26 protein-coding genes and 1 pseudogene are annotated in these 25,215 nt (G+C 60.2%); 14 read left to right on the forward strand and 13 right to left on the reverse strand.

The features are described from left to right. Position 1: 1 nt before the first annotated feature. Entirely contained in the window at positions 2–391 is a 390-nt protein-coding gene (locus tag J6595_RS19560; protein WP_209596886.1) for a response regulator, read from the forward strand. A gap of 135 nt (positions 392–526) precedes the next feature. On the opposite strand, the gene J6595_RS19565 is transcribed toward J6595_RS19560, so the two are convergent. Further along, entirely contained in the window at positions 527–1,072 is a 546-nt protein-coding gene (locus J6595_RS19565; RefSeq protein WP_209596888.1) for a PAS domain-containing protein, read from the reverse strand. Positions 1,073–1,254: 182 nt separating this feature from the next. Here J6595_RS19565 and J6595_RS19570 point away from each other — a divergent pair, with 182 nt between their 5' ends. From J6595_RS19570 to J6595_RS19600, 7 genes and pseudogenes are all read left to right on the forward strand, one after another. Next, positions 1,255–4,665, forward strand: coding sequence for a chemotaxis protein CheB (locus tag J6595_RS19570; RefSeq protein ID WP_209596890.1), 3,411 nt, complete (start codon positions 1,255–1,257; stop codon positions 4,663–4,665). Beyond that, entirely contained in the window at positions 4,662–5,033 is a 372-nt protein-coding gene (locus J6595_RS19575) for a response regulator (RefSeq protein WP_209596892.1), read from the forward strand. Before J6595_RS19570 ends, J6595_RS19575 begins: the two co-directional genes overlap by 4 nt. Positions 5,034–5,200: 167 nt before the next feature. Continuing rightward, complete coding sequence (locus tag J6595_RS19580) at positions 5,201–7,570, forward strand: bifunctional diguanylate cyclase/phosphodiesterase (protein ID WP_209596894.1); 2,370 nt, start codon at positions 5,201–5,203, stop codon at positions 7,568–7,570. Positions 7,571–7,842: 272 nt separating this feature from the next. Then, entirely contained in the window at positions 7,843–8,025 is a 183-nt protein-coding gene (locus tag J6595_RS19585; protein ID WP_209596896.1) for a hypothetical protein, read from the forward strand. Positions 8,026–8,058: 33 nt separating this feature from the next. Further along, positions 8,059–8,487, forward strand: coding sequence for a hypothetical protein (locus tag J6595_RS19590; protein ID WP_209596898.1), 429 nt, complete (start codon positions 8,059–8,061; stop codon positions 8,485–8,487). A gap of 492 nt (positions 8,488–8,979) precedes the next feature. Continuing rightward, positions 8,980–10,386, forward strand: a complete 1,407-nt coding sequence (locus tag J6595_RS19595; protein ID WP_209596900.1) for an MHYT domain-containing protein — start codon at positions 8,980–8,982, stop codon at positions 10,384–10,386. A 27-nt stretch (positions 10,387–10,413) separates the two neighbouring features. Next, a pseudogene (locus J6595_RS19600) lies at positions 10,414–10,861 on the forward strand (transposase); the annotation flags it as partial. 190 nt (positions 10,862–11,051) lie between these two features. Here the strand turns inward: J6595_RS19600 and J6595_RS19605 are convergent. From J6595_RS19605 to J6595_RS19620, 4 genes are all read right to left on the reverse strand, one after another. Further along, positions 11,052–11,192, reverse strand: coding sequence for a hypothetical protein (locus tag J6595_RS19605; RefSeq protein WP_209596977.1), 141 nt, complete (start codon positions 11,190–11,192; stop codon positions 11,052–11,054). Between the two features lie 235 nt (positions 11,193–11,427). Beyond that, positions 11,428–11,676 carry a hypothetical protein gene (locus J6595_RS19610; protein WP_209596902.1) on the reverse strand — a complete coding sequence of 83 codons (249 nt, stop codon included), beginning with the start codon at positions 11,674–11,676 and terminating at the stop codon, positions 11,428–11,430. Positions 11,677–11,901: 225 nt separating this feature from the next. After that, positions 11,902–12,243, reverse strand: a complete 342-nt coding sequence (locus J6595_RS19615; protein ID WP_209596904.1) for an SOS response-associated peptidase family protein — start codon at positions 12,241–12,243, stop codon at positions 11,902–11,904. A 609-nt stretch (positions 12,244–12,852) separates the two neighbouring features. Beyond that, positions 12,853–13,374: a ParA family protein gene (locus tag J6595_RS19620; RefSeq protein ID WP_209596906.1), complete on the reverse strand. Its 522-nt coding sequence runs from the start codon at positions 13,372–13,374 to the stop codon at positions 12,853–12,855. Positions 13,375–13,779: 405 nt separating this feature from the next. On the opposite strand from J6595_RS19620, the gene repA reads away from it, so the two are divergent. The 3 genes from repA to J6595_RS19635 all read left to right on the forward strand — a co-directional run bounded on the left by repA (position 13,780) and on the right by J6595_RS19635 (position 17,330). Next, a complete protein-coding gene (repA, locus tag J6595_RS19625) occupies positions 13,780–14,997 on the forward strand; it encodes a plasmid partitioning protein RepA (RefSeq protein ID WP_209596909.1) in 1,218 nt (405 codons plus the stop codon). Continuing rightward, entirely contained in the window at positions 14,994–16,079 is a 1,086-nt protein-coding gene (repB, locus tag J6595_RS19630) for a plasmid partitioning protein RepB (protein ID WP_209596912.1), read from the forward strand. The genes repA and repB overlap by 4 nt, the downstream gene beginning before the upstream one ends. A 414-nt stretch (positions 16,080–16,493) precedes the next feature. Beyond that, on the forward strand, positions 16,494–17,330 hold the full coding sequence (locus J6595_RS19635; protein ID WP_245198876.1) for a helix-turn-helix domain-containing protein: 837 nt from the start codon (positions 16,494–16,496) through the stop codon (positions 17,328–17,330). Positions 17,331–17,514: 184 nt separating this feature from the next. On the opposite strand, the gene J6595_RS19640 is transcribed toward J6595_RS19635, so the two are convergent. The 5 genes from J6595_RS19640 to J6595_RS22655 form a co-directional block, all read right to left on the reverse strand. After that, positions 17,515–19,809, reverse strand: coding sequence for a hypothetical protein (locus J6595_RS19640; protein ID WP_425342185.1), 2,295 nt, complete (start codon positions 19,807–19,809; stop codon positions 17,515–17,517). A gap of 155 nt (positions 19,810–19,964) precedes the next feature. Continuing rightward, a complete protein-coding gene (locus J6595_RS19645) occupies positions 19,965–20,555 on the reverse strand; it encodes a PIN domain-containing protein (protein WP_209596914.1) in 591 nt (196 codons plus the stop codon). Between the two features lie 2 nt (positions 20,556–20,557). Beyond that, positions 20,558–21,019: a helix-turn-helix domain-containing protein gene (locus J6595_RS19650; RefSeq protein ID WP_209596916.1), complete on the reverse strand. Its 462-nt coding sequence runs from the start codon at positions 21,017–21,019 to the stop codon at positions 20,558–20,560. A 187-nt stretch (positions 21,020–21,206) separates the two neighbouring features. Beyond that, complete coding sequence (locus J6595_RS19655) at positions 21,207–21,710, reverse strand: metallophosphoesterase family protein (protein ID WP_245198877.1); 504 nt, start codon at positions 21,708–21,710, stop codon at positions 21,207–21,209. 57 nt (positions 21,711–21,767) lie between these two features. Further along, a complete protein-coding gene (locus J6595_RS22655) occupies positions 21,768–21,953 on the reverse strand; it encodes a metallophosphoesterase (RefSeq protein ID WP_245198879.1) in 186 nt (61 codons plus the stop codon). Between the two features lie 274 nt (positions 21,954–22,227). Between J6595_RS22655 and J6595_RS19660 the strand changes: the two genes are divergently transcribed. The 3 genes from J6595_RS19660 (at position 22,228) to J6595_RS19670 (ending at position 23,491) form a co-directional block, all read left to right on the forward strand. Further along, the gene (locus J6595_RS19660) at positions 22,228–22,824 is read left to right on the forward strand and encodes a GIY-YIG nuclease family protein (RefSeq protein WP_209596918.1); all 597 of its coding nucleotides are present in this window, start codon (positions 22,228–22,230) and stop codon (positions 22,822–22,824) included. Between the two features lie 215 nt (positions 22,825–23,039). Continuing rightward, positions 23,040–23,264: a hypothetical protein gene (locus J6595_RS19665; RefSeq protein ID WP_209596920.1), complete on the forward strand. Its 225-nt coding sequence runs from the start codon at positions 23,040–23,042 to the stop codon at positions 23,262–23,264. Positions 23,265–23,284: 20 nt separating this feature from the next. Beyond that, complete coding sequence (locus tag J6595_RS19670; protein ID WP_209596922.1) at positions 23,285–23,491, forward strand: hypothetical protein; 207 nt, start codon at positions 23,285–23,287, stop codon at positions 23,489–23,491. A 95-nt stretch (positions 23,492–23,586) separates the two neighbouring features. On the opposite strand, the gene J6595_RS19675 is transcribed toward J6595_RS19670, so the two are convergent. The 3 genes from J6595_RS19675 to J6595_RS19685 all read right to left on the reverse strand — a co-directional run bounded on the left by J6595_RS19675 (position 23,587) and on the right by J6595_RS19685 (position 25,200). Further along, positions 23,587–24,114, reverse strand: coding sequence for a hypothetical protein (locus J6595_RS19675; protein ID WP_209596924.1), 528 nt, complete (start codon positions 24,112–24,114; stop codon positions 23,587–23,589). Further along, on the reverse strand, positions 24,104–24,646 hold the full coding sequence (locus J6595_RS19680; RefSeq protein ID WP_209596926.1) for a hypothetical protein: 543 nt from the start codon (positions 24,644–24,646) through the stop codon (positions 24,104–24,106). The genes J6595_RS19675 and J6595_RS19680 overlap by 11 nt, the downstream gene beginning before the upstream one ends. A 284-nt stretch (positions 24,647–24,930) precedes the next feature. Then, positions 24,931–25,200, reverse strand: coding sequence for a hypothetical protein (locus tag J6595_RS19685; protein ID WP_209596928.1), 270 nt, complete (start codon positions 25,198–25,200; stop codon positions 24,931–24,933). Between the last annotated feature and the right edge of the window lie 15 nt (positions 25,201–25,215).

Consider the following 25,215-nt stretch of genomic DNA (forward strand, 5'->3'; position numbering starts at 1 on the left):
CATGGCACAATCCTTCGATCCTTCCCGCTATGCGGTCCTCATCGTCGAGGACGATGCGATCGTTCGCACCGAAGCTGTCGATCTTTGTGAGGAGGCGGGTTTTTCGACCTATGAGGCGAAGAATGCCGATCAGGCGATCCGCCTCCTCGAACGCCATCCTGAAATTCGGGTCCTCTTCACCGACGTCGAAATGCCGGGCACCATGGATGGCCTGAAGCTTGCACATGCCGTCCGCGATCGTTGGCCGCCGGTGACGATCATGGTGACTTCCGGCCGCATCAAGGTCGGCAAGGACGACATGCCCGAGAACGGCCTCTTCTTCGCCAAGCCTTACCCGCCGCGAGGCATCATACAGGCGCTTCAAAGCGTAGCAGCTCAGATCGCCAATTAACCGAGTGGCTCGGTACGGCAGTTCTCATATCTGCTGGACGTCAGCATCAGCGTTTTAGGTGCTTAGGCGACTTTCGTCACCAGACACCTCATTTCCCCGCCGAACCTTTGCTTCGACTTCAAGACTGAAATGATTTCATCCGCTTTCGTCGAGAGCCATACGCGACTTGGCGATTTGGGCCATTGAGTTCGCAATCGTGTCGAATGTCGTATTCATCATGTGATGGTGTTCACGGGCAATGGCACCCATCCGGCGGACATCGTCAGCGAGCATTTCTTCGTGGTTCGCCATTTCGTGGTCGGCAATTTTCGTCACATCGAACTGCGAAGCAAAAATGAAGCGCACGCGGCCCCGCGCGTCTGCGAGCTTGTTCATCAGCACGAGATTGACGAACGGGCTGCCATCCTTTTTGAAGTTCATCAGCGTCGTGCGGATCGATTGAAGTTCGGGATCGTCGAGAAAGCGACGGATCTCTTGCCGGCCCGGTTGATCTCGCACATCGCGCTGGAGGAGCCGACAATTCTGGCCGACCAATTCGTCTGACTCGTAGCCCGACAACTCACAGAAGCGTGGGTTCACCAGGTTGAGCGGCAGATCCGGGACGTTCGCCTCGGCGATGGTAACCGCTACCCTGGCCCCTTCGGCAAAACGCGCAAGCGACGTCTGTAGACTTCCCGACAATGGAGTTCCTTTCTAGATTTCTGGTCTAGGATGGAAACCGAAATCGACCGGTCAAGCAGAACCGGGCAACTCGGCCACGACCTTTTGTCGCCACGAGATGCGACATAGGGACTGCCGTAACGGGTTGTTACTATTTGGCTTAGCCTCTAGACTCGCGATTCATTAACGAAAGGATCAGCAGGTTGGACGCACAGGCCGGGGTCGCGGTCCCCGTCATTGGCGTCGGCGCTTCGGCGGGCGGCCTCGAGGCGATCCGCGAAATGTTGAACGCGGCTGGACCGGAGACGCATTTTGCGATCGTGATCGTCCAGCATCTCGATCCGACGCACGAAAGCCTCCTCGCCGAGCTTCTCGCGCGTCATACGACGATGCCAGTCAGGCAGGTCGAAGGCGGCGAGCTCGTGCGTCCGGGCGAGGTTCACGTCATCCCGCCTGGTCACAAGCTTGAGATCCGAGGCGGACGGCTTGAGCTGACCGAATTCATTCAACCCCGAGGACTACGTCGGCCCATCGACGACTTCTTCGAGAGCCTTGCTCGCGATCAGGGCTCAAACGCGGCCTGCGTCATCCTGTCGGGGACGGGGGCCGACGGCACCACGGGCCTGCGTGCCGTAAAGGAACACGGCGGCCTTTGCATCGCGCAGGACCCTGACACCGCGAAGTATGACGGTATGCCGGTCTCCGCGGTCGGAACGGGTCTGGTCGATTTTGTTCGCGCGCCGGGCGGGATCGTTGCATGTTTGAAGGACTTCTTTGACCGGCAGGAAGAGGGCGGACCTCGCGAGGGCGCGGCAGCCGCCGTTGCTGACCATGTCGACGACATTTGTAGCACGCTCCGCGAGGTGATCGGGCACGACTTCTCCGGTTACAAGCGAACGACGCTCGTGCGGCGTATCGACCGGCGCATGAAAGTGCTGGGCATCAAGACTCCCCAGGACTACCTCGACCGCATCCGCAGCTCTTCCGATGAATGCGACGCCCTGTTTCGCGACCTAATGATCAACGTGACGCGCTTTTTTCGCGATCCGGAGATGTTCGAGGTTCTGCGCGAGAAGGTCATCGCACCGCTCGTCTCGCGGCGAGGTACGAATGACGAGGTTCGGGTCTGGGTCTCTGGCTGTTCCAGTGGCGAGGAAGCCTACTCGATCGCCATCCTCATCGCGGATGCTCTTCGTGGTCTTGTTGAACGCCCCTTCGTCCATGTCTTTGCGACTGACATCGACGAGCGGATGCTGGCGATCGCCAGGGAAGGCAAGTATCCGTTGTCGGCCATGGCCGACATCCCGGAGCGCCTGCGTCAGCAGCATACCGTCGCCCATGAGAATTTCTTTCAGATGAGTGCGAAGATTCGGGACATGGTCCGATTTTCCTCGCACTCGATCATCAAGGACCCACCATTCTCGCGGCTCGACCTCATCTCCTGCCGCAACATGCTCATCTACTTCGATGAGCGCCTGCAGCGGCAAGTGTTCCCGATCCTGCACTATTCGCTGAAGCCGGACGGAATGTTGTTCCTCGGTCCTTCCGAGAGCATTGGGCGCCACGAGGACATGTTTGCGGACGTTGACCGAAAGGCGCGCATCTTTCGTCGTCTTAAGGGTCGCACCCCTTATCCGATCCGTCTTACGACCGATGGCCAGAACACCCGTCCGCGGCGTGAACGGCATCCTTCGAGCGAGCCTTCGTCCGACAGGCCCGCGGTGGACACGGTGCTACGCCGACTTGCCGATCGGTATGCGCCGGCCAGCGTCGTCGCGGACCGCGACGGCGCGGTGCTGCGGACAACGGGCCGCTTGTCGAAGTATCTCGAGTTTCCCGACGCTAATGACGGGGAAATCTCCGTCACCCAGGTGGCACGACCGGGCCTGCGCGAAGTTTTGCCTGCGCTCTTGCGTCAGGCAATCGATAAGGCCGAGCGGACGATCGCGAAGAATGTCGTCGTCAGAGCCGAGTTTGGCCAGCAGAGCATCGACGTCGTCGCCGACCCGCTCGAGGGAGGAACGGTCCTTGTCGTTTTTCGCGACACCGCTCTCTTCGATCCGGGCGAGGATGACATGGCCGATCTTCTGCCCGCCGAAAGCGCGGCCGACGAACTTGAAGAGGAGTTGCGGCAGACGCGGCACAAGCTGCGGAGCGCGGTCGAAGAGCTCGAGACCGCGAACGAGGAGCTTAAGAGTTCCAACGAAGAGATGATGTCGATGAACGAGGAGCTTCAGTCGACGAATGAGGAGCTTTCGACGGTCAATGACGAGCTGAAGTCCAAGGTCGATCAGCTGACCACCGCGAATTCCGACTTGCGGAATTTTTTGGAATCGACCCGGCTCGCGGTCGTCGTCGTCGACACAGACATGCGGATCCGGACCTACACGGAGGCTGCTCTTGATGTGTTTCCGTTCCAGGCCAGCGATCGCGGTCGGCGTCTAACGGACGTCTCCAACGTTCTGGCAGACGACGACCTCCTGAACGATGCACGATCCATCCTCGCCGGTGGCGAACCGATCTTGAGCACGGTCTCGTCGAGGGAAGGGACGCGGCACTATGCCATGCGCGTCATGCCCTACCTGTTGCTCGATGGCTCGATTGACGGTGCGACGATCGTACTTTCGGACATCACAGAGCAGCTCGACATGCAGGCAGCGCTTGAGGAACAGCGCGAACGGCTTCGCATGGCGGTCCGGATCGCCGGCGTCGGCATCTGGGAGTACCAGGTCAACGAAGATCGCATCATCGCCGACGAGACCGAGCTGTCGATCTTCGGGCTGGTCGGACAGGCGCCGACTGATCTGAAGGCTTGGTTGGCGGTTATCGACAGCGAAGACCGCTCGAATGTCGAGAAGGCGCTACGCCGAACGGCAACGGGCGGCGCGGACTTCGAGGAGACGTTCCGTGTGCGCCGGAGCAACGACACCGAAACCTATCTCCGCGGCTTTGGGCGGCTGGTCATCGGTGAGAGTCCAACACGCATCATGGGCGTCACCATCGACGTGACGCGTGAGATGCGTTTCAGCGAACAGCGTGAATTGATGTTGCGCGAGATGAACCATCGCGTGAAAAACCTCTTCGCCGTCATCGCCAGTATCGTCTCGGGCGCAGCCAGGTCCGCGCCAGATGTCACCGCTTTGGCCGAAACGGTGCGCGAGCGCATTGCCGCGCTCGGGCGTGCCCATTCGCTCACACAGGTCTCGACAGGAGCGAGCGAGGTTCCATTGGGGGAGATCGTGCGAGAGGTCGTCGAACCGTACCGCGAAAATGACAACGTTCATTTCGCTGGCCCCGCTGTCATGATCCGGATCAGCGAACTGACCGCTTACGCCCTGATCCTCCACGAATGGGCAACGAACGCCGTGAAGTACGGCGGGTTGGGCCCGATTGGTGCGGGCCTGCGCGTGACATGGACAGAGCAAAATGGCGTCGGTCTTGTGATCGAATGGATCGAAACGATCGACGGCGAGCCGAATAGCACCGACGCACGCAGCAGTGGATTTGGTTCGCGCCTCGTAAAAGCGTCCCTTTCCCAACTGGGAGCGCACTGCGACATCGACTGGTCGGGCCGCGAGCGGCGCATAACTCTAACCGTTCCGGGTTCGACATGACCGATATCTCGCTATCCGGCGTCCGCGTGCTTGTCGCCGAGGACGAAGCGTTGGTCGCCATGGATTTGGCTGACATGATCGAGGCAGAGGCGGGGGCGGTTATCGGTCCGTTCGCGACGGTCCACGAGGCGAAAGAAGCAGCTTGTGCGTCGAGTATCGATGTCGCACTGCTCGACGTGCGCCTCAAGGACGGCGAAGTCTACCCGGCCGCTGATGCCCTTCGGGAATTGGGGGTTCCGCTCGTGTTCCATTCCGGACATGTTGACCGGCCTTATCTTGAAGAGCGTTATCCAGGCTGTCAGTGCTGCTCCAAGCCGTCGACGTCACATGCGCTCATCCGCGCCATGAATGCCGTTACGCGTCCGTGAGTTCGGCAGATGTATGCCTGCTTGACTGCGAGAGTGAGTGGCAGATCGGACCGTCGCGATAAGCAGCCGCCGGGGTCACTGTAACGGCATCGCGTCAGACAATTTGTCGCGCATATTTAGCCACTATCGTTGTTAAATCCGAAACGGGCTGGCATTTACCGTGGGTTATGATCGCGATTCTTGCCCACTTGGCTACCGACCATTCGCTGGCCACGATCTTCGCCGCCCTGATCATCTGCCTCGCCGCAGGTTGGCTCGTCACGTCGTTGCGCAATCGAGCGGCGGCATCGGTCGGCGCCGTCCGTCTTCGATGGTTGGCTGGCACAGCGTTCGTTGCGGGGCTAGGGGTTTGGACCACTCACTTCATGGCCATGATGGGTTACCGCCCCGATCTTCCCCTAGGTTATGGGGCGGGCATCACGACCGCATCTGCTGTGATCGGTGTTCTCGCTGTCGGTTTGCCGCTCGCGGCAACGGCCGTCGTCAGAAGCACTGCGGCACGGGCAGGGCTCGGCGCCATGGCCGGCCTCGGTATCGGTGCCATGCACCAGACCGGGATGGCTGCGCTGTCGGGTTGTCTTCAAAGCCAAGATGCGGGCGCAACGGTTGCGGCCTACGGGCTGGGGGCCGTCTTCATGGCCATCGGTTGCGGCTCATTACGGACTGCGTCATCGCCCGCGCGTTTCTGTGCCGCGTTCACGCTCGCGGTCTGCAGCGCGCACTTCGTGTCTATCGCGGGCACCACGCTCGCACCCCTGCCTGACATTGCAGGTGTCGGCAACGACAGCGTCGCGCTCAGCATTTTTACGGCGGTGGGAGCCGCGGTTTTGCTGATCGGCGCGCTCATGACCGTTCTCGCGGCTCGGCGCTTTGACGCCCAGGCCGACGCCCATACCGCGATCCTGGCGACCGCCCTTCACAACATGTCGAACGGGCTGATCTTCATCGAGAGGACGGGCAAGCTCGGCCTCTTCAACGAGCGCTTCGTCGAAATGTTCGGCCTTTCCGGAAGGGGACTTCGCCTCGGAATGACATCCGACGAGGTGATCGACGTGGTTTCGTCCGCCGCTGGGTGGAACGCGGACCAGCGCAAATGGGCTGGCGGCCGCATAGAAGAGCGTCTCCAGACAACCAAATTCGACCCCGTCGATTACGTCCTCCCGAACGGGCGCATCGTCGAGATTGAAAGCAACCTTGTAGCGGGCGGCGGAACAGTCATCACCTACAACGACGTCACCGAGGAACGGGTGGCGCGCGCGGAAATCTCCGAGCTGGCCTATCACGACCCGTTGACCGGTCTGCCGAACCGCCTGGCCTTCCGGGAGCGCAAGATCGCCTTGATTGCGGGAGACAAACCCTTCCATCTCCTTCTTATTGATCTCGACCGCTTCAAGGCCGTCAACGATACCTTCGGGCATGGGGTCGGAGATGAGCTTTTGGTTCAGGTCGGCCGACGCGTCGTCGCCACGGTTGGCGAGAACGGGTTCACGGCCCGCCTCGGCGGCGACGAGATCGGCGTGTTCGTCTACGGCAGCGCAGATGAGGCGTCTCAGATCGCTGAGGGGGTCGTCGACGCCGTTTCGAAGCCGTTCATTCTAGGCGGGTTCACGGTGTCTGTCGGGTGCAGCATTGGTCTTTGCTCCGGCGAAGGGATCGATTCTCATGACGTTCTGATGCAGTGCGCCGACGTCGCGCTCTACGATGCCAAGCATCAGGGTAAGGGACGCGTCGCGGCTTACCGGAACGGAATGCTCGAAGCCGCGACCGAGCGGCACAAGCTCGAGGCGGATCTCCGCCAAGCCATGTCCCTCAATCAGTTTCATCTGGCCTACCAGCCTGTTATGGAACTCGATAAGGACGAGATCGTCGGCTACGAGGCACTCCTTCGCTGGGAGCATCCCGAGCGCGGCATGGTGCCGCCCGCATCGTTCATCCCGCTTGCCGAGGAGACGGGGCTCATTGGCGAGATCGGACGCTGGGTCTTGGAGGAGGCGTGCGGCGAGGCGGCATCGTGGCCGAACGAGCGGCACGTCGCGGTCAACGTCTCGGCGGTCCAGTTCCGCTCGCCGCTGCTGCTGTCGCATCTGACTGCGTCACTAGCCAAAAGCGGGCTGCCAGCTCGGCGTCTGGAGGTCGAACTGACCGAAACGGCGCTGGTGGAGGACGGTCCGAAGATCGCCAGCGTGCTGGCGGACATTCGCCGCCTCGGTGTGAAGGTGGCGATGGACGATTTCGGAACGGGCTACTCGTCGCTCGCGCATCTCTGCGAATTCCCGCTCGATCGCATCAAGATCGATCGCAGCTTCGTCGTAGCGGCCGAAGAGAACTCGCGCGCCCATGGAGTCGTGATGGCCGTGGTGGCGCTTGGGCGGCATATCGGAGTCCCCACGCTCGCGGAAGGCGTCGAGACCAAGGAGCAACTGGAACTTCTCCGCAACCTCGGATGCGAAGCGGTTCAAGGCTACCTCATCGGCAAGCCTGCCCGCCTCAGGGGCGACGATCCGAGGTCACGGGAGCCCTTGCGAGCAACTGCCTGATCTTCTGCCGTTCAGACAAATTGGATCGTTTTAGACAAACCACGCGAGTGTAGAGGGCACCGATGCTGCATCGGGCCGTGAAGAACATTCCGCAAGCACTCCGGTAACATGGAAAAACGTCCGTGAAGGAGCGCAAGCTGCTGGCGCAACTGGGTGAAGAGTTTTCAGCGCAACGCAAGTCACACCCGCAAATTGACAATGCCGCCTAGGTACGGCTTCATTTCCAATAAATAAACGCACCCCGACATCGAACGCTGTGAAAGCCGGTAAAGATGCATTTCGATCTTGCCCATGCGATCATATCGGCGGTTTTGATCTTCGCTACGCTGTGGATCTTGCGGCGAACCGGGCTGGTTAGAACACCTCAGAAACCCGGCTGGGACTGGCAGGTTTTCGTCGCGATCGTCGTCGTCATGTTCATCTTCAATCTGATTTGGCCGTATGGCACCTCCTAACGCCCTTCGTTCTCGCACGATTCAAGAGGGTTCATGATGCTGAGTGGGAAGACTGTACGCCGGTTTTGTCGACTATTTGTCGTGTGCTTCTTGCTTGTGGGATCGAATGCCCTCGCTCAATCGCGTAACCGCGTCAGCTTCTCGGCAGGCAGTGACAATGCATCGGTGTCCGGTCGTGTTATCGGAAAACAATATCGCGATTACATTCTCGGCGCCCGTCGCGGTCAGGCCATGGCGGTATCGGTGATTGTCGATGCCGGTAACGGCGATGGAACAGCATACTTCAATGTTTTGCCACCCGGGAGCTCGAATGAAGCGATTTTTAATGGTTCACTTGATGGTTCAGACGCCTCGGTCTCTGTTCTGCGTGATGGGAACTATACGGTTGGCGTATATTTAATGGGAAATGATGCAGATGCCGGCAATTCCGTTGAATACAGGCTATTGGTAACAAATATGTAGATTGAACCCAACGACTTACGTTCAAGTTACAGATCATTGGAGCATTCCTATGAAAGCAAAACTATGTTTCCTCGTTGTCCTACCGGTAATCGGTGCGTGTGTTTCGGAGGAAGCCGTCATGGAAAGGGATATCTCGGAAGCAAATATCAGCACCGAATGTCCCGTTGACGTCTCAGAAGCGGATCGAGCGGACTACCCCGCCTGCAATTGAAAACATATCTACAGACTGAGTTTGTAAAATTGTGTGAGAAAGACAGCCAATCTCTTCAATTCATCGCAATTGCAGTGGGAAGAAACAAACAGGTGCAATGTGAGGCCTAGCAGTAGCATTGTCCAGCACTGCACAAAACCTGTTTATTTTGTTTTCGCGTCACAGCAAAAAATGGCGAAAACGAAGTAGCCAGCTTCCTCCGGTTTGGTTCGTTAGAGACCATCAAGGGTCGGGTCGCGAACTCACGTAACGGTTTATCATTCCCTGTGTAACAGACTTCGTTGGGTATCAAGACGGATTTTTCCAGCGAAGGGCGACACATCGTCATGGACACCATCGTCACCTGCCTAACGGTAGGCCATGATCAGACGCTGCTGATCTCCGCTGTCGCAATCTGCCTGATCGGTATCCACGCCTCGTTTTCGATCGCGACCCATGCTGCGCGCGCTGAAGGGAAAGCGAAGCGTCATTGGGCGCTTCTCAGCATCTTTGCGGCCGGATGTACGGCTTGGGCCACCCATATGGTCGCCCTGTTAGCCTATCGGCCCGGCATGCTGTCGGCTTTCGAACCGATCCTGATGACCATTTCGCTTCTGGTCACGATCGCCGGCATTGGTCTCAGCATGTGGCTTGTGATCGGTAGACGTGATCGCCGCCTGAGGATTTACGCAGGTCTGATCCTAGGCGTTGCAATCACCATCCTTCACTATCTCGGACAAGCGTCTTACTTCGTCACAGGCCGGGTGTCGTGGGATCCAAAATTCGTCGCGGCCTCGATCAGTCTCGGCATTCCCCTGTACATCGTCGCGATCGTCATCTCGGGCGAGCGCAACAGGAAGCTTCGTGCTTTAGCGCCCTTGCTCCTCCTGGTAGCCATCGCGGTCCTGCATGTGACGGGCATGGCTGCGATGAAGGTCACCTACGACCCCCGGATACGGCTTCCAGCGTTCTCCCTGGAACCCGATGTAGTTGCGCCGATCGTTGCCTCAGTGTGCATGGGCCTCGTTCTACTTGCCGTGTTGGGTCTTCGGTTTGCCATTGCAGCTCGCGCGCAGATGCGCCGCGATCAAAATCGCCTGGGCGAGCTTGCTAATCTCGCTGTGGAAGGGCTGGCAGTCTGCGACGATGGCATCATCACAAGCGTCAACGAGAGCCTTTGGCGCCTGACGGAACGAAACCACGCGCAACTATGTTGGCAACCGATCGAAACGCTTCTCCCCGGGCTTGAGCTCGAGGATATGGCCGATCAGCAGGAATATGATGCAGAGCTGCTCTGCCACGGCGGCGGCGTCGTTCCGGTACGGGTGCTTCGTCGTGATGTCCTTGTCGGCTCGAAAAAACTCACGGTCGTCGCCATTCGCGATCAAAGTGAGCGTCTGAAGAGCGAAGCAACGATCAGGCGCCTTGCTTATACCAATGCCCTGACGGGTCTCACGAACCGGGTCCGCTTCCATGACCTTCTGTCACGTCGGCTGGCTAGGCAGCGATTGGCGGATCATCCGTTCGCACTTCTCGCCCTTGATCTCGACCGGTTCAAATGGGTCAATGACACGATGGGGCATGGCGTCGGCGATCAGTTGCTGAGCCAGATCGCCGATCGTCTCCGCGAAAGCGTTCTGCTGATGATGTTGTTGCCCGGCTCGGCGGCGACGAGTGGCCTGCTGCCGGTTTCGTGGACACCGAGATAAGGTGTTTGACGGAACTTGAGAGTTGGAATGCAGAGAAGGAAGTTCAGTCGCGAGTTCAAGCTTGAGGCTGTGAGACTGGTGAAGGATCGAGGCGTTGCCGTTGCGCAGGCCGCCCGTGACTTGGATCTCCACGAGAACGTGCTGCGCAAATGGGTGCGCGAGCTATCGAGCGATCCACAGCATGCCTTTCCCGGCTATGGGCAGATGAAGCCGGAGAGCCGAGAGATTGACCGGCTGCGCAAGGAAGTGGCCAAGCTGAAGGCGGAGCGCGACATCCTAAAAAAGGCCGCAAGCACCGGACCATCTGGCCGGTGGCATGGCTGTGCAGTGCGCTGGATGTCTCCCGCTCGGGCTTTCATGCCTCGCTCAACCGCAGCCCCAGTGCCCGTTCCCGTCATGACAAGGTGCTCTTGACGGCGATCGATCGCAGCTTCAAGAGAAGCGACCGTGGTGTGGAATGCGAGGTCTCTGGCATTATAGGAAAAGGCATTGCGCAAGCTTTCGACTTTAAGGGGAAGGTCAGAGGCGCGGTGCGTCGCGAAGTCGCACGCGCATCCGCTTCGAACTGATCGGCGTTGGGCACGGCCCGTGAGGGCCGCGTTGAGGCCAATGCCCCTATGCGGGGGCTTCGGCAGCGCGTCGCGCCGCCTGAAAGCGACGAGCCCCTAGTCTAGGGGCTCGTTGAGGATAGCCTTGAGCCCCGCCTCTGCTTCGGCGAGTTCCGCGACGCGCCACTTGCGCTCTCCGCGGTCGAGGGCGTTCCTGAGTTCCCCGCGCAGTTCCTCGATGTGCTGCTCGATTGACATCGTCATCTCCTTGACAGTGTGAAAGATGACGACCGCCACGGGGGCGGCTTGAAGGGGGCAAGGATCGCGTCGCGACCCGCAGGGTGTCCGGAGGAGCCGATTTTGTTGTCGTGCCGCGCAGCGGTGCGGCGGCAAAATTGGAGGTGCCGGTCATGATGCCTCTACGACGCTCTTGCGAGCTCATCGCCGAACGGGAATAGAAGAAGATGGCGGTCCCAAAGGGCCGCCGTTCTGGCTATGTTATCAGACCCAAGCCGATCATCGCGCCAATGATGCCGATGCCCATGAGCCAGAGCTGCCTGAAAAGGTCAGCCTTTAAGCTCGCGATGTCGCTTTTCAACTCGGCAATATCGGTCTTTGTGGCAACATGCGATATGTCGGCGCTGGCGATCCCCGTGGCGATCGCGTCAGCGAGACTTTCATCGGCGCCGGCTTCGCGGAGTGCCTTGCTGAACTTCAGGGTGTCGATGGCGATCGCGCTCATGATGTATCCCCGTTTTTAATATGGTGAGGACCGTGTCCAAGGGAAGGCTTGTGCCCGCTCCCGCGCGGTCATGAGCTATCCTCACGTCGGTCAAGGACTGGCCTTCAGGCCAGCTTGCGAAGCCGCGGGAAGCGCGGCGTAGTCCTTTACGGGCGTGATAAGATGCGAAGACCGTGTGGTGGTAGGTGACGCGGCCCCGTGGCTCGCCCGATCGCGAGGCATGGGTTAACAGCCGCGTGCGATCGATGCTGCAACGGGTGCTCTGCATTCGAAGAAGAGACAGCGATGCTCGATGCCGAGCCATCGGCGCCAGTGCGGACTTTCGGTGTTCCGGATGTTGGTGACGCCGGGATCGGTCTTCTTGTTCTCGAGGGCCTTCGAAGGTGACGGCATTCCCCATTTGGCGAGAACGAGTTCGCGCCCGTCGTCGGCATTGCGCACGAACAGGGCCTCGGTGTCGGGAAAGACGGCCGAAAGGGAAGGCAGATTGCCGGTTTGATCTGCGGTTGCCTTGGTCAGCTCGCGAATGGCGGCCTGTCCCTTTGTGATCGAGTAGAGATTGCACATGCGCGCCCTGCCCTTCGCTTCAAAAAGGGCTGAAGCCGTTCTTTTGGCTTGCCCGAGTGATCGTAGCCCCTATGGGCGAAGACCGACGTCAGCGGGCTTCGTGCGGTAGCATAGATCACGGTCGCGGCAGCGGCGGGCCCTCCTCTTTCCTCTTATCTGGAAGTCTTTCCAGCTTTTCTTCCAGCGCCTCCATCGCCATTTCGATGACCTTGGCAATCGCAGTGACTTCGAGCTCGTCGGCGATCTGGTAGATGGCGTTGTTGGTTTTCGGTTTCAGCTTGACGGTGAATTGGGCTGTCCGCCTCGTCGTCTTTTTGCATCCCCGCCTTGCGACCTGGGGAGGCGTGTTTTCGGCATGGAGGTTCTTGGCGTGGCGGGTTGTGAATCCAGGCTCCGTGGCGAGGTCTGTTGCAGCCGTTCGACTTTCCGGGTTGGCTTTGGCAGGTGTTGCCTAGATCCCGCCAAGGTTCAATCTCCGACGCTGAGGGGTTGGGTTTTGTTCGGTCATGCTTTGTCTCCCTTCCAGCCTTTCGATAACCTCGGCCGTGAAGTCGCGGGCGTTCTCCTGGGCTTTTTCGATAGTGCGTGCCTGTACGGTTGTGAGCTGCATCAAGGTCGTGCCGAGAACGAACATGGCCCGGAACGCCTCTCGCTCGACAAGGCTTCGGCGAATTGGTTTTGGATGTCTTTGGCGGAACTGGTCTGGATTGCCGCGTTCGCGCGCGGCCAAAAAACCATGCAGTGCAGCTGACCTCTAAGCGTTTTACGCTGCCGATCGACGAGTTTGAGTGTCTTGGCCGCCTCGGATGCATCCAAGTGCGAGGCTTGGATGGGAATGAAGATCAGGTTGCTGAGGCTCATGGCGTAGCTGGTCGCCAGATTGGGCGATCCTTCAAGCTCGACGATCACGAACTGCTTATGGGCGGCCTGTTCTGCGATAGTTTCGAGGATGTTTTCTTCGTCGACGTCGCCGATGACGGTAAGGGTCTCGGGTAGCTGTGCGTCAGCCGCCCATTGGGCGAGGGGCTGGTTGGCATCGGCATCGATAATGACCACGGATGCTCCTTCATCGACAAGAACTGACGCGAGAACGAGCGCAGCTGTTGTTCTTCCTGAGCCTCGCTTCGTCATGGCGATCGTTACCGCGGGCAATTTGTTTCTCTCGATGGCGTGCTAGTGGTCAGACTCCGACGTTTGAAACCCTCTGCTTCGAGCGGCGATGGTTTCCTGTTGGGATCGGCGCGCCAGACGAAGGGCAGACTCGCATGAGCGAAAGCGTATTCTACAACGGACTCAGCCGTCTCGGTCAAACAGCTAGGGGTATTGCGCTAACCCGCCATAACCGGCCTGGCCCGGCCCTGTCCTAGCCCAGCAGCAGTGGTACGCCGGTCTGCTACCGATGTTGAATTCCGTTAGATAATCTTACCCGAAACTTAACGGCCGGGCTGGACGGGAGAGGCAGAATCGTGCCTAACTTCTTGTCGGGGTAAAGGCGATAAAACGCCCCTCCCCCGGCAAGGCGGAATCGAGGCGGCGATGTCAGCAGTGAAAAGCGAGAAATCGCGGCGGGGCGATCCCGCAGACCGCATCATTCGGCACGCGCAAATGCTGTCGGACCACCTGCAGGCCCGGCGCGAGCAGATGTACCCGCCCCATGCGCAAAAGTCGCTGCGTCATTTCATGACCAATGAGGTCTCGAAGCTGACGACGATCCCGGAATCGACGCTGAAGCTGATGTCGAACGAGGGGCGCGGGCCCATCCCTGCCCGGCTTGAAAACAATCATCGTGTCTATACGCTGGCTCAAATCAACGAATTACGCGTGCTTTTTGCCGAGCAGCGGCCCGGCGACGCTTTGCGCTACCTGCCCCATCGGCGCGACGGAGAACATCTTCAAATCCTCGCGGTCGCAAATTTCAAAGGCGGAAGCGCCAAGACGACGACCAGCGCCCATCTCGCCCACTATCTCGCGCTGCAGGGCTATCGCGTTCTCGCGATTGATCTCGATCCGCAGGCTTCGCTTTCGGCGATGTTTGGCGCCCAGCCCGAGATCGACGTTCAGCATAACGAGACCATCTATGCGGCACTGCGCTACGACGATGAGCGCCGTCCGATCACCGATGTGATCCGCCAGACCTATTTCACCGGCATCGATCTTATCCCCGGCAATATCGAGGTGATGGAATACGAGCACGAAACTCCACGTGTCCTCGCCAATTCAGGCGTCAGTTCGGATTCGATCTTTTTCGAGCGATTGCGCCTCGCACTCGCTGAGGTCGAGAGTGATTACGATGTTGTTCTCCTCGACACCCCCCCTTCCCTCGGCTTCCTGACGCTCGGCGCGATCTATGCCGCGACGGGCCTGATCGTTACCGTGCATCCCGCGATGCTGGACGTCATGTCGATGAGCCAGTTCCTTTTGATGATGGGCGATCTTGTCTCGGTCATCCGCGACGCTGGCGCCTCGCTCCATCAGGATTTCCTGCGTTATGTCGTGACGCGGCACGATCCAATGGATCAAAGCCAGGTGCACGTGGTGACGATGCTGCGTCATCTCTTTGTAGAGGACGTCCTAACCTCGACGGCGGTGGAGAGCACGGCGATCGAGACGGCGGGGCTTGCCAAGCGCACGCTCTACGAACTGGAATCTGGAAACATCTCCGCCGCGACGGTCAAGCGCGCGCGGGAGTCGATCGATGCTGTCAACGAACAAATCCTGGCGATGGTGAGCGAAGCTTGGGGGCGGACGGCATGACGAAACGGCCTGGCCGCAAATCGATTATCGCAAGTTTCGGTTCCTTTGCCGTGCCCCCCGCTTCACAAAGCGATGCAGACGAATGCCGCGACGGGCAAGGGCAGGCTCCCTCGGCGGTCGAGGATCGCCGGACAGAGAGCCCGCCGGACGCGAATCCGCTTGCCGAGCGGCGGGCTGGCCGCGTCGGTGCGGGAGTTATCGGGGTCACCCAGCGCACGCTGACGGATCTGCGCGAGGAGCGCGACCGCCTCCAGTCCCTCGTCGATTCCAGCGGTAGCATTGCTATCGACCCGTCGCTCATCGACCCCTCACCGTTCAAGGACCGGCTTCCTGATGACACCGATGCCGACTTCGAGCGATTCCGGAAACTTCTTAGCGATGAAGGCCAGAAGGTGCCCATCCAGGTCCGCCCCCATCCGAAGGACCAGGGGCGCTATCAGGTGATCTACGGCCATCGCCGCTGGCGGGCTGCGAAAGATCTTGGAATCAAGGTCAAGGCGACCATCCTCTCGCTCGACGATGGGGAGCTTGCCGTTGCGCAAGGCATCGAGAATGCCGCGCGGCAGGATCTTTCATGGATTGAGCGGGCGGTTTTTGCTGGACAGATGGACGGGGCCGGCGTCAGGCCCCGCGACATCAAGGCGGCACTCTCTATTGATGACGCAGAGCTTGCCCGGCTGCGCATGGTTCTGCGCGTCGTGCCGGTAGAGATGATCCGTTTGATCGGTAGGGCGCCGAAGATTGGCCGTCCTCGCTGGCAGGAGCTAGCGCGAGCGCTCGACACCGATCGTTATGCCCTCCCCCGACTTCGCAAGACCTTGTCAGCTGACAAGGTGTCAAAGCTGTCTTCGGACGAGCGATTTCGCCACGCCCTTGCGACTGTGAAGGTGCCCGCGAAGCCAGAGCTGAGACCGGTCGATCTGACCGATCCGAGCGGCAAGGTGGTCGGCAAGGCGTCGATCGCAGACGGCGAGGTGACGCTCACTGTGGCCAAAGAACTGGCCGAACCGTTCCGCGCCTTTATGGAGCAGGAGGTGCCCGATCTCATGACGCGCTTCTTCGATCGGAACCGTGATGAGTGAGTTAAGGGCGATTTGCAAAACCTTGTCAGCTGACAGGGTTCTCGCGCCGATGGCAAATGATCTTGACTGCGGTAGCCTATTGGGCGGCTCAAAACCTGCCTGTAAAGCTGGCGTGTTTGCTGTTGGATCGCCTTTAAGGTTTGGAGGCGCGGATATCTGTTACGGGCTGGAAACTAGCGAAGGCAAGACAGCCGCGCTCGCGTGCAGTGCCGGCCCGGCTGACGACATCCCCTTAATACACAACGCAACACTGGAGATACGATAGGCAAAAGAAAAGGCCCCGAAGCGGGAGCCGCCTGGAGCCTGATCCGATATGGTGTGGTGCCATCAGATCTAGCCTCCTTCGCTGACATCGTCAACTGAAATCGCGGTTTCCCGCCACGGACCTTCTTTGCCTCGCGCAAGGAAGAGACGATGACGGAAGAACAAGGACGCATGCCGCAAGGCGTGCCAATGCCGACGCATGCCCTGGAAACTGGGGGTGACGCCGGAACGGACCTGTTTGCCTGGTCGCCGGGGGAAGTAGCCGCGCCGCACCCGACCTTCACGGCGCGTGCGGCGATCTGGCGCGATCAGCGCGCCGGTCTGATTTCGATCGCCGAGGCGCAGCGGCGGTCCGCCGCGATCGGCGCGGTGGAGGCGAAGCCGACGTCCAACGGGCAGGGCACGCCGGGAAAAAGTCGCCCGCCGGTCGCCCGGCCGCGTCACGAGCGCCCATCGCCCAATGAGAGCCGCCAATATGCCCAGCCGATGGCGACGACGGCCGCGCGCGACGATCGTCTGACACCCAACGCCAAGGCCTTCCTCCAGGTGCTGCGCGCGCGATGCGGCAAGGGCCGCGAGACGACGATCACCAAGGGCACGGCCGGGAACATCATGGCCCGTTCGACGCGCACCATAAGGCGCTATCTCGTCGATCTCGTGCGCTTCGGCTATGTCGAACTCGAAACCCTGCGCAATTCCCGCGGCATGCATCTTGGGCTGATCGTCCGCATCACCGACCAGGTCGCGCCATTCTATGAAGAGGCGAGGGGCCTCGCGAAATGGCTCGCCGCGACGCCGCGAGCGATCTTCGAACCCTTCAAGTCGGTCGTCGCTTCAAGGAATAAGGGGGTGACACTTTTGTCATCCAAAAACCAAAACCAAATCATCAATACCTCCGCTCCGCTCAAAAACGCGGACACGGGCCAACAAGCGGCCCGTGAAAGGCTCTTGAGAAAAGATTGGGCAAAAGCCGTGCCACGATCCTGAGATCGCTCAGCGGCCTTTGACGCCAGTTTCGCCCTTTCGCATGCGCACCTGTCAAACGGGTGAGCGTTCGTATGTCTCAACGGGCCGGATGGGGACGACCTTTACGAGCTTCAGCTTGCCGCCATCCGCTGCAGTTCAGGCTGCCCGCCAGACCTGATTGAGAATGCGCGCGGCGATCTCGGCCTTATCCCGCGGCAGGAAGCGGCCATAGTGCTGGGGCGACCATTTGAGGGGTGTCCTGGATCGCGTAGCTCGCCTGCTCGTAGGAGCCGGTCTGTTTCAGGATATGGGTCGCCAGCACGTCGCGGATATTATGCGGGCCGTGCGGCAGAAGGCTGGGAATCGCGCCGCGCCCGGTCCAGGGATTGTAAATCCCATATCTCTGGATCGTGAGGCGCCAGGCTTCGAAGAAGGTGTTTTGATTGTAGGCCGCATCGGCGCTGGTTCGCTTTACCGATTTGATGAAGAAGGTGCCGGGATCTTCCGCCGGGCCGAGGCAGCGGGCGCGGTGGCGATCAAGCCAGGCCTCGATCGCCTCGTAGAGGCCGCCAAGATCGGGAAGGATCAGGCGGAAGGGTTTGGCGCCGAAGAAGGACGAGGCGTGGTTCTTGAAGGCGAGCGAGGGAATGAGGATTTCCCAGCCGCTCTCCTTCGTGTTCCAGCGAAGCTCACCGCGCCGGCGTTCCTCGAGCACACGCTCGGATGTCGGGATGCGGCCTCGCGGGCAAACGAGGAGTTCACGCAGGTTCTTCTGGCGAAGGCCTGTGTGAAGACCGAAGCGCAGAAGCAGAAACGATCGGACCGCCTCGGCCGCGGCCTTTGGGTAGCGCCGCTCGTCCGGCATGCGCCGGACGATCTCCTCGGTGATCTTCCGATATTCCCCGACCGGGCTCTTGGCTTCGAGCACTGGGAGGATCGGCTCGAACGGATCGCGATGGATACGGGCGACGCGGTTCAGCTCGCGGGTTCTGTGCCGGCCATGGGAATGCATGGCGTCGCAGGCCGCGTTCCAGTCGGTCTTGGCCGACGCGATCTCGTCTTCATCGACAAGGCCGGGGATCGGGGCGAGATGCTCGATCAGGCGCGGCGTCTGGCGAAGCCAGCCGGTTTCCTTCTGGACGAGGGCGAGGACGATCGACAGCATGTCGACTTCCCATTTGGTGTAGAAGCCGCGCCTTGCCTCGCGCCAGCCGAGATACCAGTCCCAGACACGCGGAAAGAGCAGGTGGGCAAAGGACAGGGAGGCGAGATCGGCGCCGTAGCCCCGGATCTCGCCTTGAGGGGATGCCGCGAGCGCGCCAAACATCAGGCCGAGATGCTCGATCTTCTGCGAGGCGGTCTCGGCGTTCCAGACACCTGAACGGCGCAGGCCGAAAGCGGTGAGTGTCGCGGTCTTGAAGCGTAGCAGCTCGGTCATCTCACGCTGAAGGCGCTCTGGCGCGTCGACCACCATGCTGACGGTCTTGTCGGCGTTTCCGTCGCCGTCGGCGGCACCATTCCCGGCAACGGCATTGTCGTTGAAGATGAGAGGCGAGCGTGCCTTGTGCTTTCCGGTCCTGCGGACCGCTCCGTCCAAAGGCCGAAACCGCACCGCGAAGCGCTGGCGCTGAGCGGCAGCCTGATAGCGCCGGTAGTCGGTCGATCCGGAAATGATATTCGCGCGGACCCAGGCGATAATTTCATCTTGTTCTTGAAGGGAACGACGGGCGAAGTCGTTGGGCAGATGCCAGGCCAGACGCCGGCGCTCGGCGGCGGGGCAATCGTCGAGGGCGTTGCCGATCGTGGGGCGGGCCGGGTGGGGGAGTTTTACCCGCAGCGAGCCCGCGGGCAGGCGATAGCGATGCTCGATGAGGTCCAGGGCCTGAAGGCTTGTCACCGATCGCGGCGAGGCCGTTCCCTTGACCCATTTATCGAGTGTGAGGCGTTCCAGCCGCACACCGGAGGCGGTGACGGCGCGCGCCAGCATGCCGACGGTTTCGCCGAAACGATCGAGATGCAGCTTCAGAGTTGCGGAGAGATCGTCCGGATCATCCCATTCGCTCCAGAGCGGTTCGGCATGCACGACGATCGGCCGGGGCTTGGGGCCGCGTTTGGCTGACTCAGTCGAAGCATCGACGGGCGTCGTCTTCGGTCGTGAGTTCCTGGCTCGGGCTTGTCTGCCGGTCCTACTCCGTTCCAGCGCGGAGGCCTTTCCGCTGCCCAAGGGCTTATCAGCCAGCGCCCGGCAGAGCGCATCGCAGAGCGGCTGAATATGCGAGCGGGCCGCAACGAGACTGCGGATTTCGATACCAGTCTGTTCGGACAGAAGCACGGCGTCGATGCCGTGCCCGCGATAGGGTGGGAACTGCCGCTTCACGAGACAGAGCTCGAGATAGGCGCGCAGGTTCACGAGATCATCGGGCGCCATGTGAGCCGCGAGACGGGCCTTGCAGTAAAGGGCAATGCGTGTCGCGTCGAAGCGTGGAGTGGGTCGTGGCATGTTTGGAATCCGTTCCGTTTTTGAACGGGTTGGACTCATGGAAGCGATTGGTTTCGAGGGGCCTTCGTCCTTTCCTCCTTCACGTCTCGCGGGCCGCTATTTCCCCATAACGTCCGCGAGCCCAGTCGCGGCCTCGTCCGAATTCGAACAGTGCCTCAGAGCGACTTTTCATAGCTTTTGAGCACGTCCACGGTTTCAGTGAGACCGGCGGCGTCCATGTCCCACAGGAGTTGGCGGGCTGTCTTTTCCGGGCGCTTCATTCTCATTCGCATGGTGCGGATGGCAGCCACGGCCTTTCCTTCATCGAGCGCCACGGTGCTTGCCAGGAAGGTGTCCGCAGATAGGGCCTCGATACCGAACCGACCCACGTAATCGGGTGGGAAATCCGCAAGGTTCTCGGTGACGATGATGGCAGCCTGCGTCTTTATGGCGGCAGCAAGGACGTGCCTGTCGCCAGGATCAGGCAATTCCGCGCAGGCGGGCAGGAACCGTTCGAACTCCGAGACCATCGCTTCTTCAAAGGCGCTCTGCATGAACTGACACGCTTTCGCTGCCCGTTCCGCGGCATCTGCTACGCCTTTGCTCGCCAGTATCTTTTCGATGGCTTTTTCGGTCTCCCTCATGATCTCTGCCGACCAGCGAACGCGGAAGAACTCGGCTTCCGCGAGTGTGAGAAGCAAATTACGCGGCAGAGCGCCTGCGAGCGTGCAGGCATCGATGAGGGCGGTGAACCGGTTGGCGAACACGCCTACAGAGACTCCGCATCCATCTCGGCAAGGCTCTCCAGAGCTTGTCGTCGCTTTTCCCCTCTCTCAGCCTTGTAGGCAAAGAGGGCTTCGGCCTTGATCCTGCGATGCTTGCCGGCCATCGAATATTCGATCTCACCCTTCTTCAAGAGCGAGATCAGGAAGGGTCTCGAGACGTTCAGAATGTCTGCCGCCTGCTGGGTGGTCAGCAACTGCTCGACGGGCACGAGCGTAACGGCATCGCCCCTGCCGATATGCCGCAGCAATTCCATCAGGAGGTTCGATAGACCCGGCGTGAGCGTGATCTCGATGGGTCTGTTGTCTTCGTCGAGGACATGCAGGTTCGCATCGCCGCCAGCCTGAGCCGCCAGGATCTTGCGCAGCTGGTTTGCAGCTTCCTGCTCGTTCATGGAGGGCAGGCGCCCGTCCATCTCCTTCTCAGTCGACACTGCCGGTATCGTCATCGCCTCTCTCCCTGTTCACTCGAGAGGTAGGCACTAAACGAAATAAACGCAACAACTGTCATTCAGAGACGATCGAAAGGCTGTCAGACGTTCTGGAAAACTCGTCCATGAGCGGAATGACGAAAGACATGCATTTCACTTCACGCACCCCCCTCGCAATTGAACTCCAGCGGTTTCAGCCTCAAAACTACGCCTCAAGTTCAACGACCAGTCCGTCGTCGAAATTGGGGTTGGAGAACATCGGACCAGCCGGGTTGCATAGAATACGCGTTCCGTTCGGCCGCGTCATGTCGATGCTCGTATGGATATGGCCATGGATCCAAAGCGCTATTCGGCCACTGTCGGTCAGCTCTGACAGATCAGAGGCGCAGTTTCCGGCCGCCCATGTGCCGCGTGCGTTTCCCGGCAAGCAATCGGGATGGGGTGCGGGATGCGTCACGACGACTTGGGGGAAAGAACTGTTATCGGCCGCAATGATCGAGGAAAGTCGTGATTTCGCCTTGGCGTGGATGGCTTCGGCATCGCCGACGGTGAACGGGCGGCAGGTTGGCCTGCCTGCCATAGCGATCGGCTCGCCGGTCGGGGCATGCATATCGGCCAGTTCGCCCGCCAACCGGTAATCGGTCCAGAGGGTGGCTCCAGCGAACCGGCATCCGGCAACGGTGACAACCTCGCCATCGAGCAGGATCAAGCCAGCTTCTTCGGCAAGCTGCTTCGCCTTGCGAAGGTCGCGGGATAGAACGCCTTTTCAATGCTCGTGATTTCCCATGACGAAGACGACCGGCTTACCGCCCGAAAGGGTCGTGAGCAGTTTCAGTCCGCGTCGTACATCGGCCTGCCAGATGTCGCCCGCTGCGACCAGGACATCAAAGTCGGGTAAAGCGGGATCGAAAGCATCCGGAAACGGTACCGATTCCATATGAAGATCGGACATGATCCATAGCCTGGGCAACTGGGTGTCTCTCTACGAAGGCGGATCGTGTCCCACGACGTGGTGTAGCTGGCGTTTATCGCCATGCTCTACGGCAAGGCCGGGAGGATCAGCGCGCGTCGCGGTCATACCCGATGCAGAATAACGGTTCGCGCGCCGCGACGCATCTGGCTGCGTACCGAAGAGGAAGAGAGAGGGGACGAGAGGTGTTTCCAACACCTTTCAGGAGAGACGTTATGTCTTTCACCCTCGGTCCTCTGACCGTTCTCCGGACACCATGGACGCCAGTGTTCTGGTTCAGGATGCGCCGTTCGTCGTCTATGCGATCTGCGACCCTGTCATCGATCTGCCCGTCTATGTGGGGCAGACAGGGAACATCGTTCAGCGCTTCTCGACCCACATGCAGTTCTGGCACGGAGTGGAGTGCCCCAAGCGCTATCCGTCGCTCAGCCGATGGCTTGCGACCCTCGGGCAGTCTCCTTTCATCCGACAAGCTGGACAGCCGACGCATCTGCATTTGGGAAACCCGAGACGCAAAAAGCGTCTGATCCTGCCTGATCCATGGGTCGCATCGCATGCCGACCACTACGGGGACGGACCTGTGATGCCGCGGCTTTCCATTCTCGACAAGGCGCAGACGCGGCCGATGGCGATCACCTTCGAAACAGGCTGGATCTACCACTTCGCGGATAAGGGGGTAAGGCTCTTCAACATAAGTCCTGACAAGCGAAGGATCCGCAAAGCCTGGGCCCGCTTTCCCAAGCACATGGTCCAGGATGTCGCTCCGAAGCCGGTTTCAAACCGGTTGTCGAGCTCGCAGGCGGGCGATCCCGATCCGGATCTCTATCCCGCGATCAGCTGGAATATTGATTGAGGTGGATGTGGCCAACGGCCCGCCGATCGACGGATAGACGATCTGCGGGCAGCCATGCCGTCAAAAGGCATGAAAGCGCGAATGCGGTTGGCTTCTTATCGCAGCCCGAAGCGGAGCCCTCGATACCGGGTCAGAGAGGAAGCGGGAAGGGAGCGCCCGGTGACGGGCTTCTAAGGTGAGAGAGACTCTTGCCGGTCCGTCGAAGGAGACTTCCCATGACGCATTACGAGGTCGTGAACCGCCGGCTCGATCATCGGGCGCGGTTCCTGAACAGCATCGCTGTGCGGATCACGATGATCGGTTTGATCACCCCGTTTCTGATCCCGTTCGGCCGGGCGTTCCTGCCGCCGGCGAATTGGCTGACCATTGGGGCTTTTTACATCCTCCTCGGCGTCGGGCTGCATTGTCTGGCACATCTGACGCTGAAGGGACTGCGCTGATGGCGCGGAGAGGTGAGACCATGTCCAACGAACAGATCCTATTACTCTCCCGGCTGTTTCGCAATGCGGGCATCGTGTTGCTGATCGCGGGCTTGGTGTTTGCGCCGTTCAGGGCAGTGACCGTCTTCGGAACCGAGCCGCTCTCCTGGTTGATGACGATGCTCGTCATCCTTGGTGGCTTCTGCTTCTGCGCAGCCGCCTTCTGGATTATCGGCCGCCTGCGATAGGCACCGTCTTGAAGCGGACCGGCCGAGCCCATCGGCCGGTCCGTCTGGTTCCAATTCTCAGGCGCGCAAGCCGCGAGACCCGTTGCGCCGCATGCTCATCCCCATCTCTTCGGAAGAACCGCGTCGGCGAGGGAAAGACGGGAGACGGGTCCGTCCTTGACCATCGGTTCCAGTTCGATGCTGAGGGCAGGCGGCAGCGTGCGAACGGCATCGAGCCCGACACGCTGATCGCTGTCTGTCGGCAGATCGAGAACCGCCTGTCTCCGCTCGGCCTTGAGACGGGCGACAGCCGCCGCCGTGTCCGGATCCGATACCGTGATCGGTCCCATATCGGACGCGAACAGGGCGATGGCGCGTCGGTTCAGAAGATCGTCGATCCGCTCGTCGCTGATAAAGCCGACGGGGTCGCGGTCGGGCGTCAGCCAGACGAAATGGTCGGTGTCGTGGCGCGAGCTGTAGGTGGCATTGATCTCGTCGCCGGTCGAGAAGGCATGGCAACCCTCCTTGACCGTCACGACGCAGGTGCCGGGGTCGCCGTTCAGGAACCGCCGATAAAGCGCCATCGCGTCGGCGGCTTCTGCACCGCCCGTTCGCGGCTCATTCGTATCGTCGTCATTCACCATTGGATCGCTTCTTGTTTTGTCCTAAACCGGATGGCTGTCTCTCAATTTCTCCGGTCTCAGCTCGAACGTCGGACGTGCCCTTATCGGCGTCGTTTCGACGAAGATCTTCGAGCTTCTGGATGGCTTCCTCGGCGGTGATGACGCCGGCGTCGCGCGCTGCCGCAATCGCCGCGCTGGCCCTGCCGGTCGATGACCAATAGGGCTCGCTCGGTGTCGCCGTATGCCCGGGTAACTCGATCGCAGTCACATGCGGATCGTCCCTGAAAATTCGGGCGATCAACTTGTTCACACAGGCTTCGTTTCCGTCTGGGAAGTCGCGGCTGACACGAGCGTATCCATGCGGACCTCGCAGCGTGATGGCTGGTACGTTCGGACAGAGATTGAGAATCTCTTCCAATGTCCGCTTCGTCGCTTTGCTGACGAAGTGCGCTTCATCCCACTCGCCCACCATCATGATCTGCCACGGGCGTTGTTTGCGAGCCCGGGACAGCAGCGTCTCGATCGTTTCCGGGTCGTGTGTTCGCTCGATCATCGGTCGTCCTTCTGAAGTTTCTCGATCTTGGTTTGACGGCGCCAGAGCGAGTCAAAATCGGCTTTGGCGCAAGAGCGAACCCATACATCAAGGGGGCCAGGCAAGATCGGGAAAGGCTCCAAACAGGACGAGTCATTTTGCCTGCCGGACGATCAAGAGTCGGCGATTATGACGGGCGTCAGCGCAGCCCTCAATGACGCCTGGAGAAGCGCGTTATCGCTTAGCCGTATTCGATCTGATCCGCGTTGCTCAGCGCCCCTTTGATCGACGCCTCCGGAGCAGGATCAGCCACGAAAGAGCGTCACCAGATCGCTGCGTGCCTCCCTCCATCCGGTCTTCGCCGAGCGAAAGATGGAAGCGATAGGTCTCTCGTGCCGTTCACCCGAATATGCCTTTCTTGCTCGCCCAATCCTTTCCCTATGTCCGTCTGCAACAGCACCATCTGACGGCAAAAAATCGTCCGGCTTTTCACCGCATCGGTCATCGAGCGCATCGTTGTTGGGCAATCGTTTTGCATAACGATACGCGCCGCGATTGACGGCGCCTACTTTCATTTGTCGGCCTTTCAC

It is taken from the genome of Jiella mangrovi, from assembly GCF_017815135.1.
Taxonomy (GTDB): domain Bacteria; phylum Pseudomonadota; class Alphaproteobacteria; order Rhizobiales; family Rhizobiaceae; genus Jiella; species Jiella mangrovi.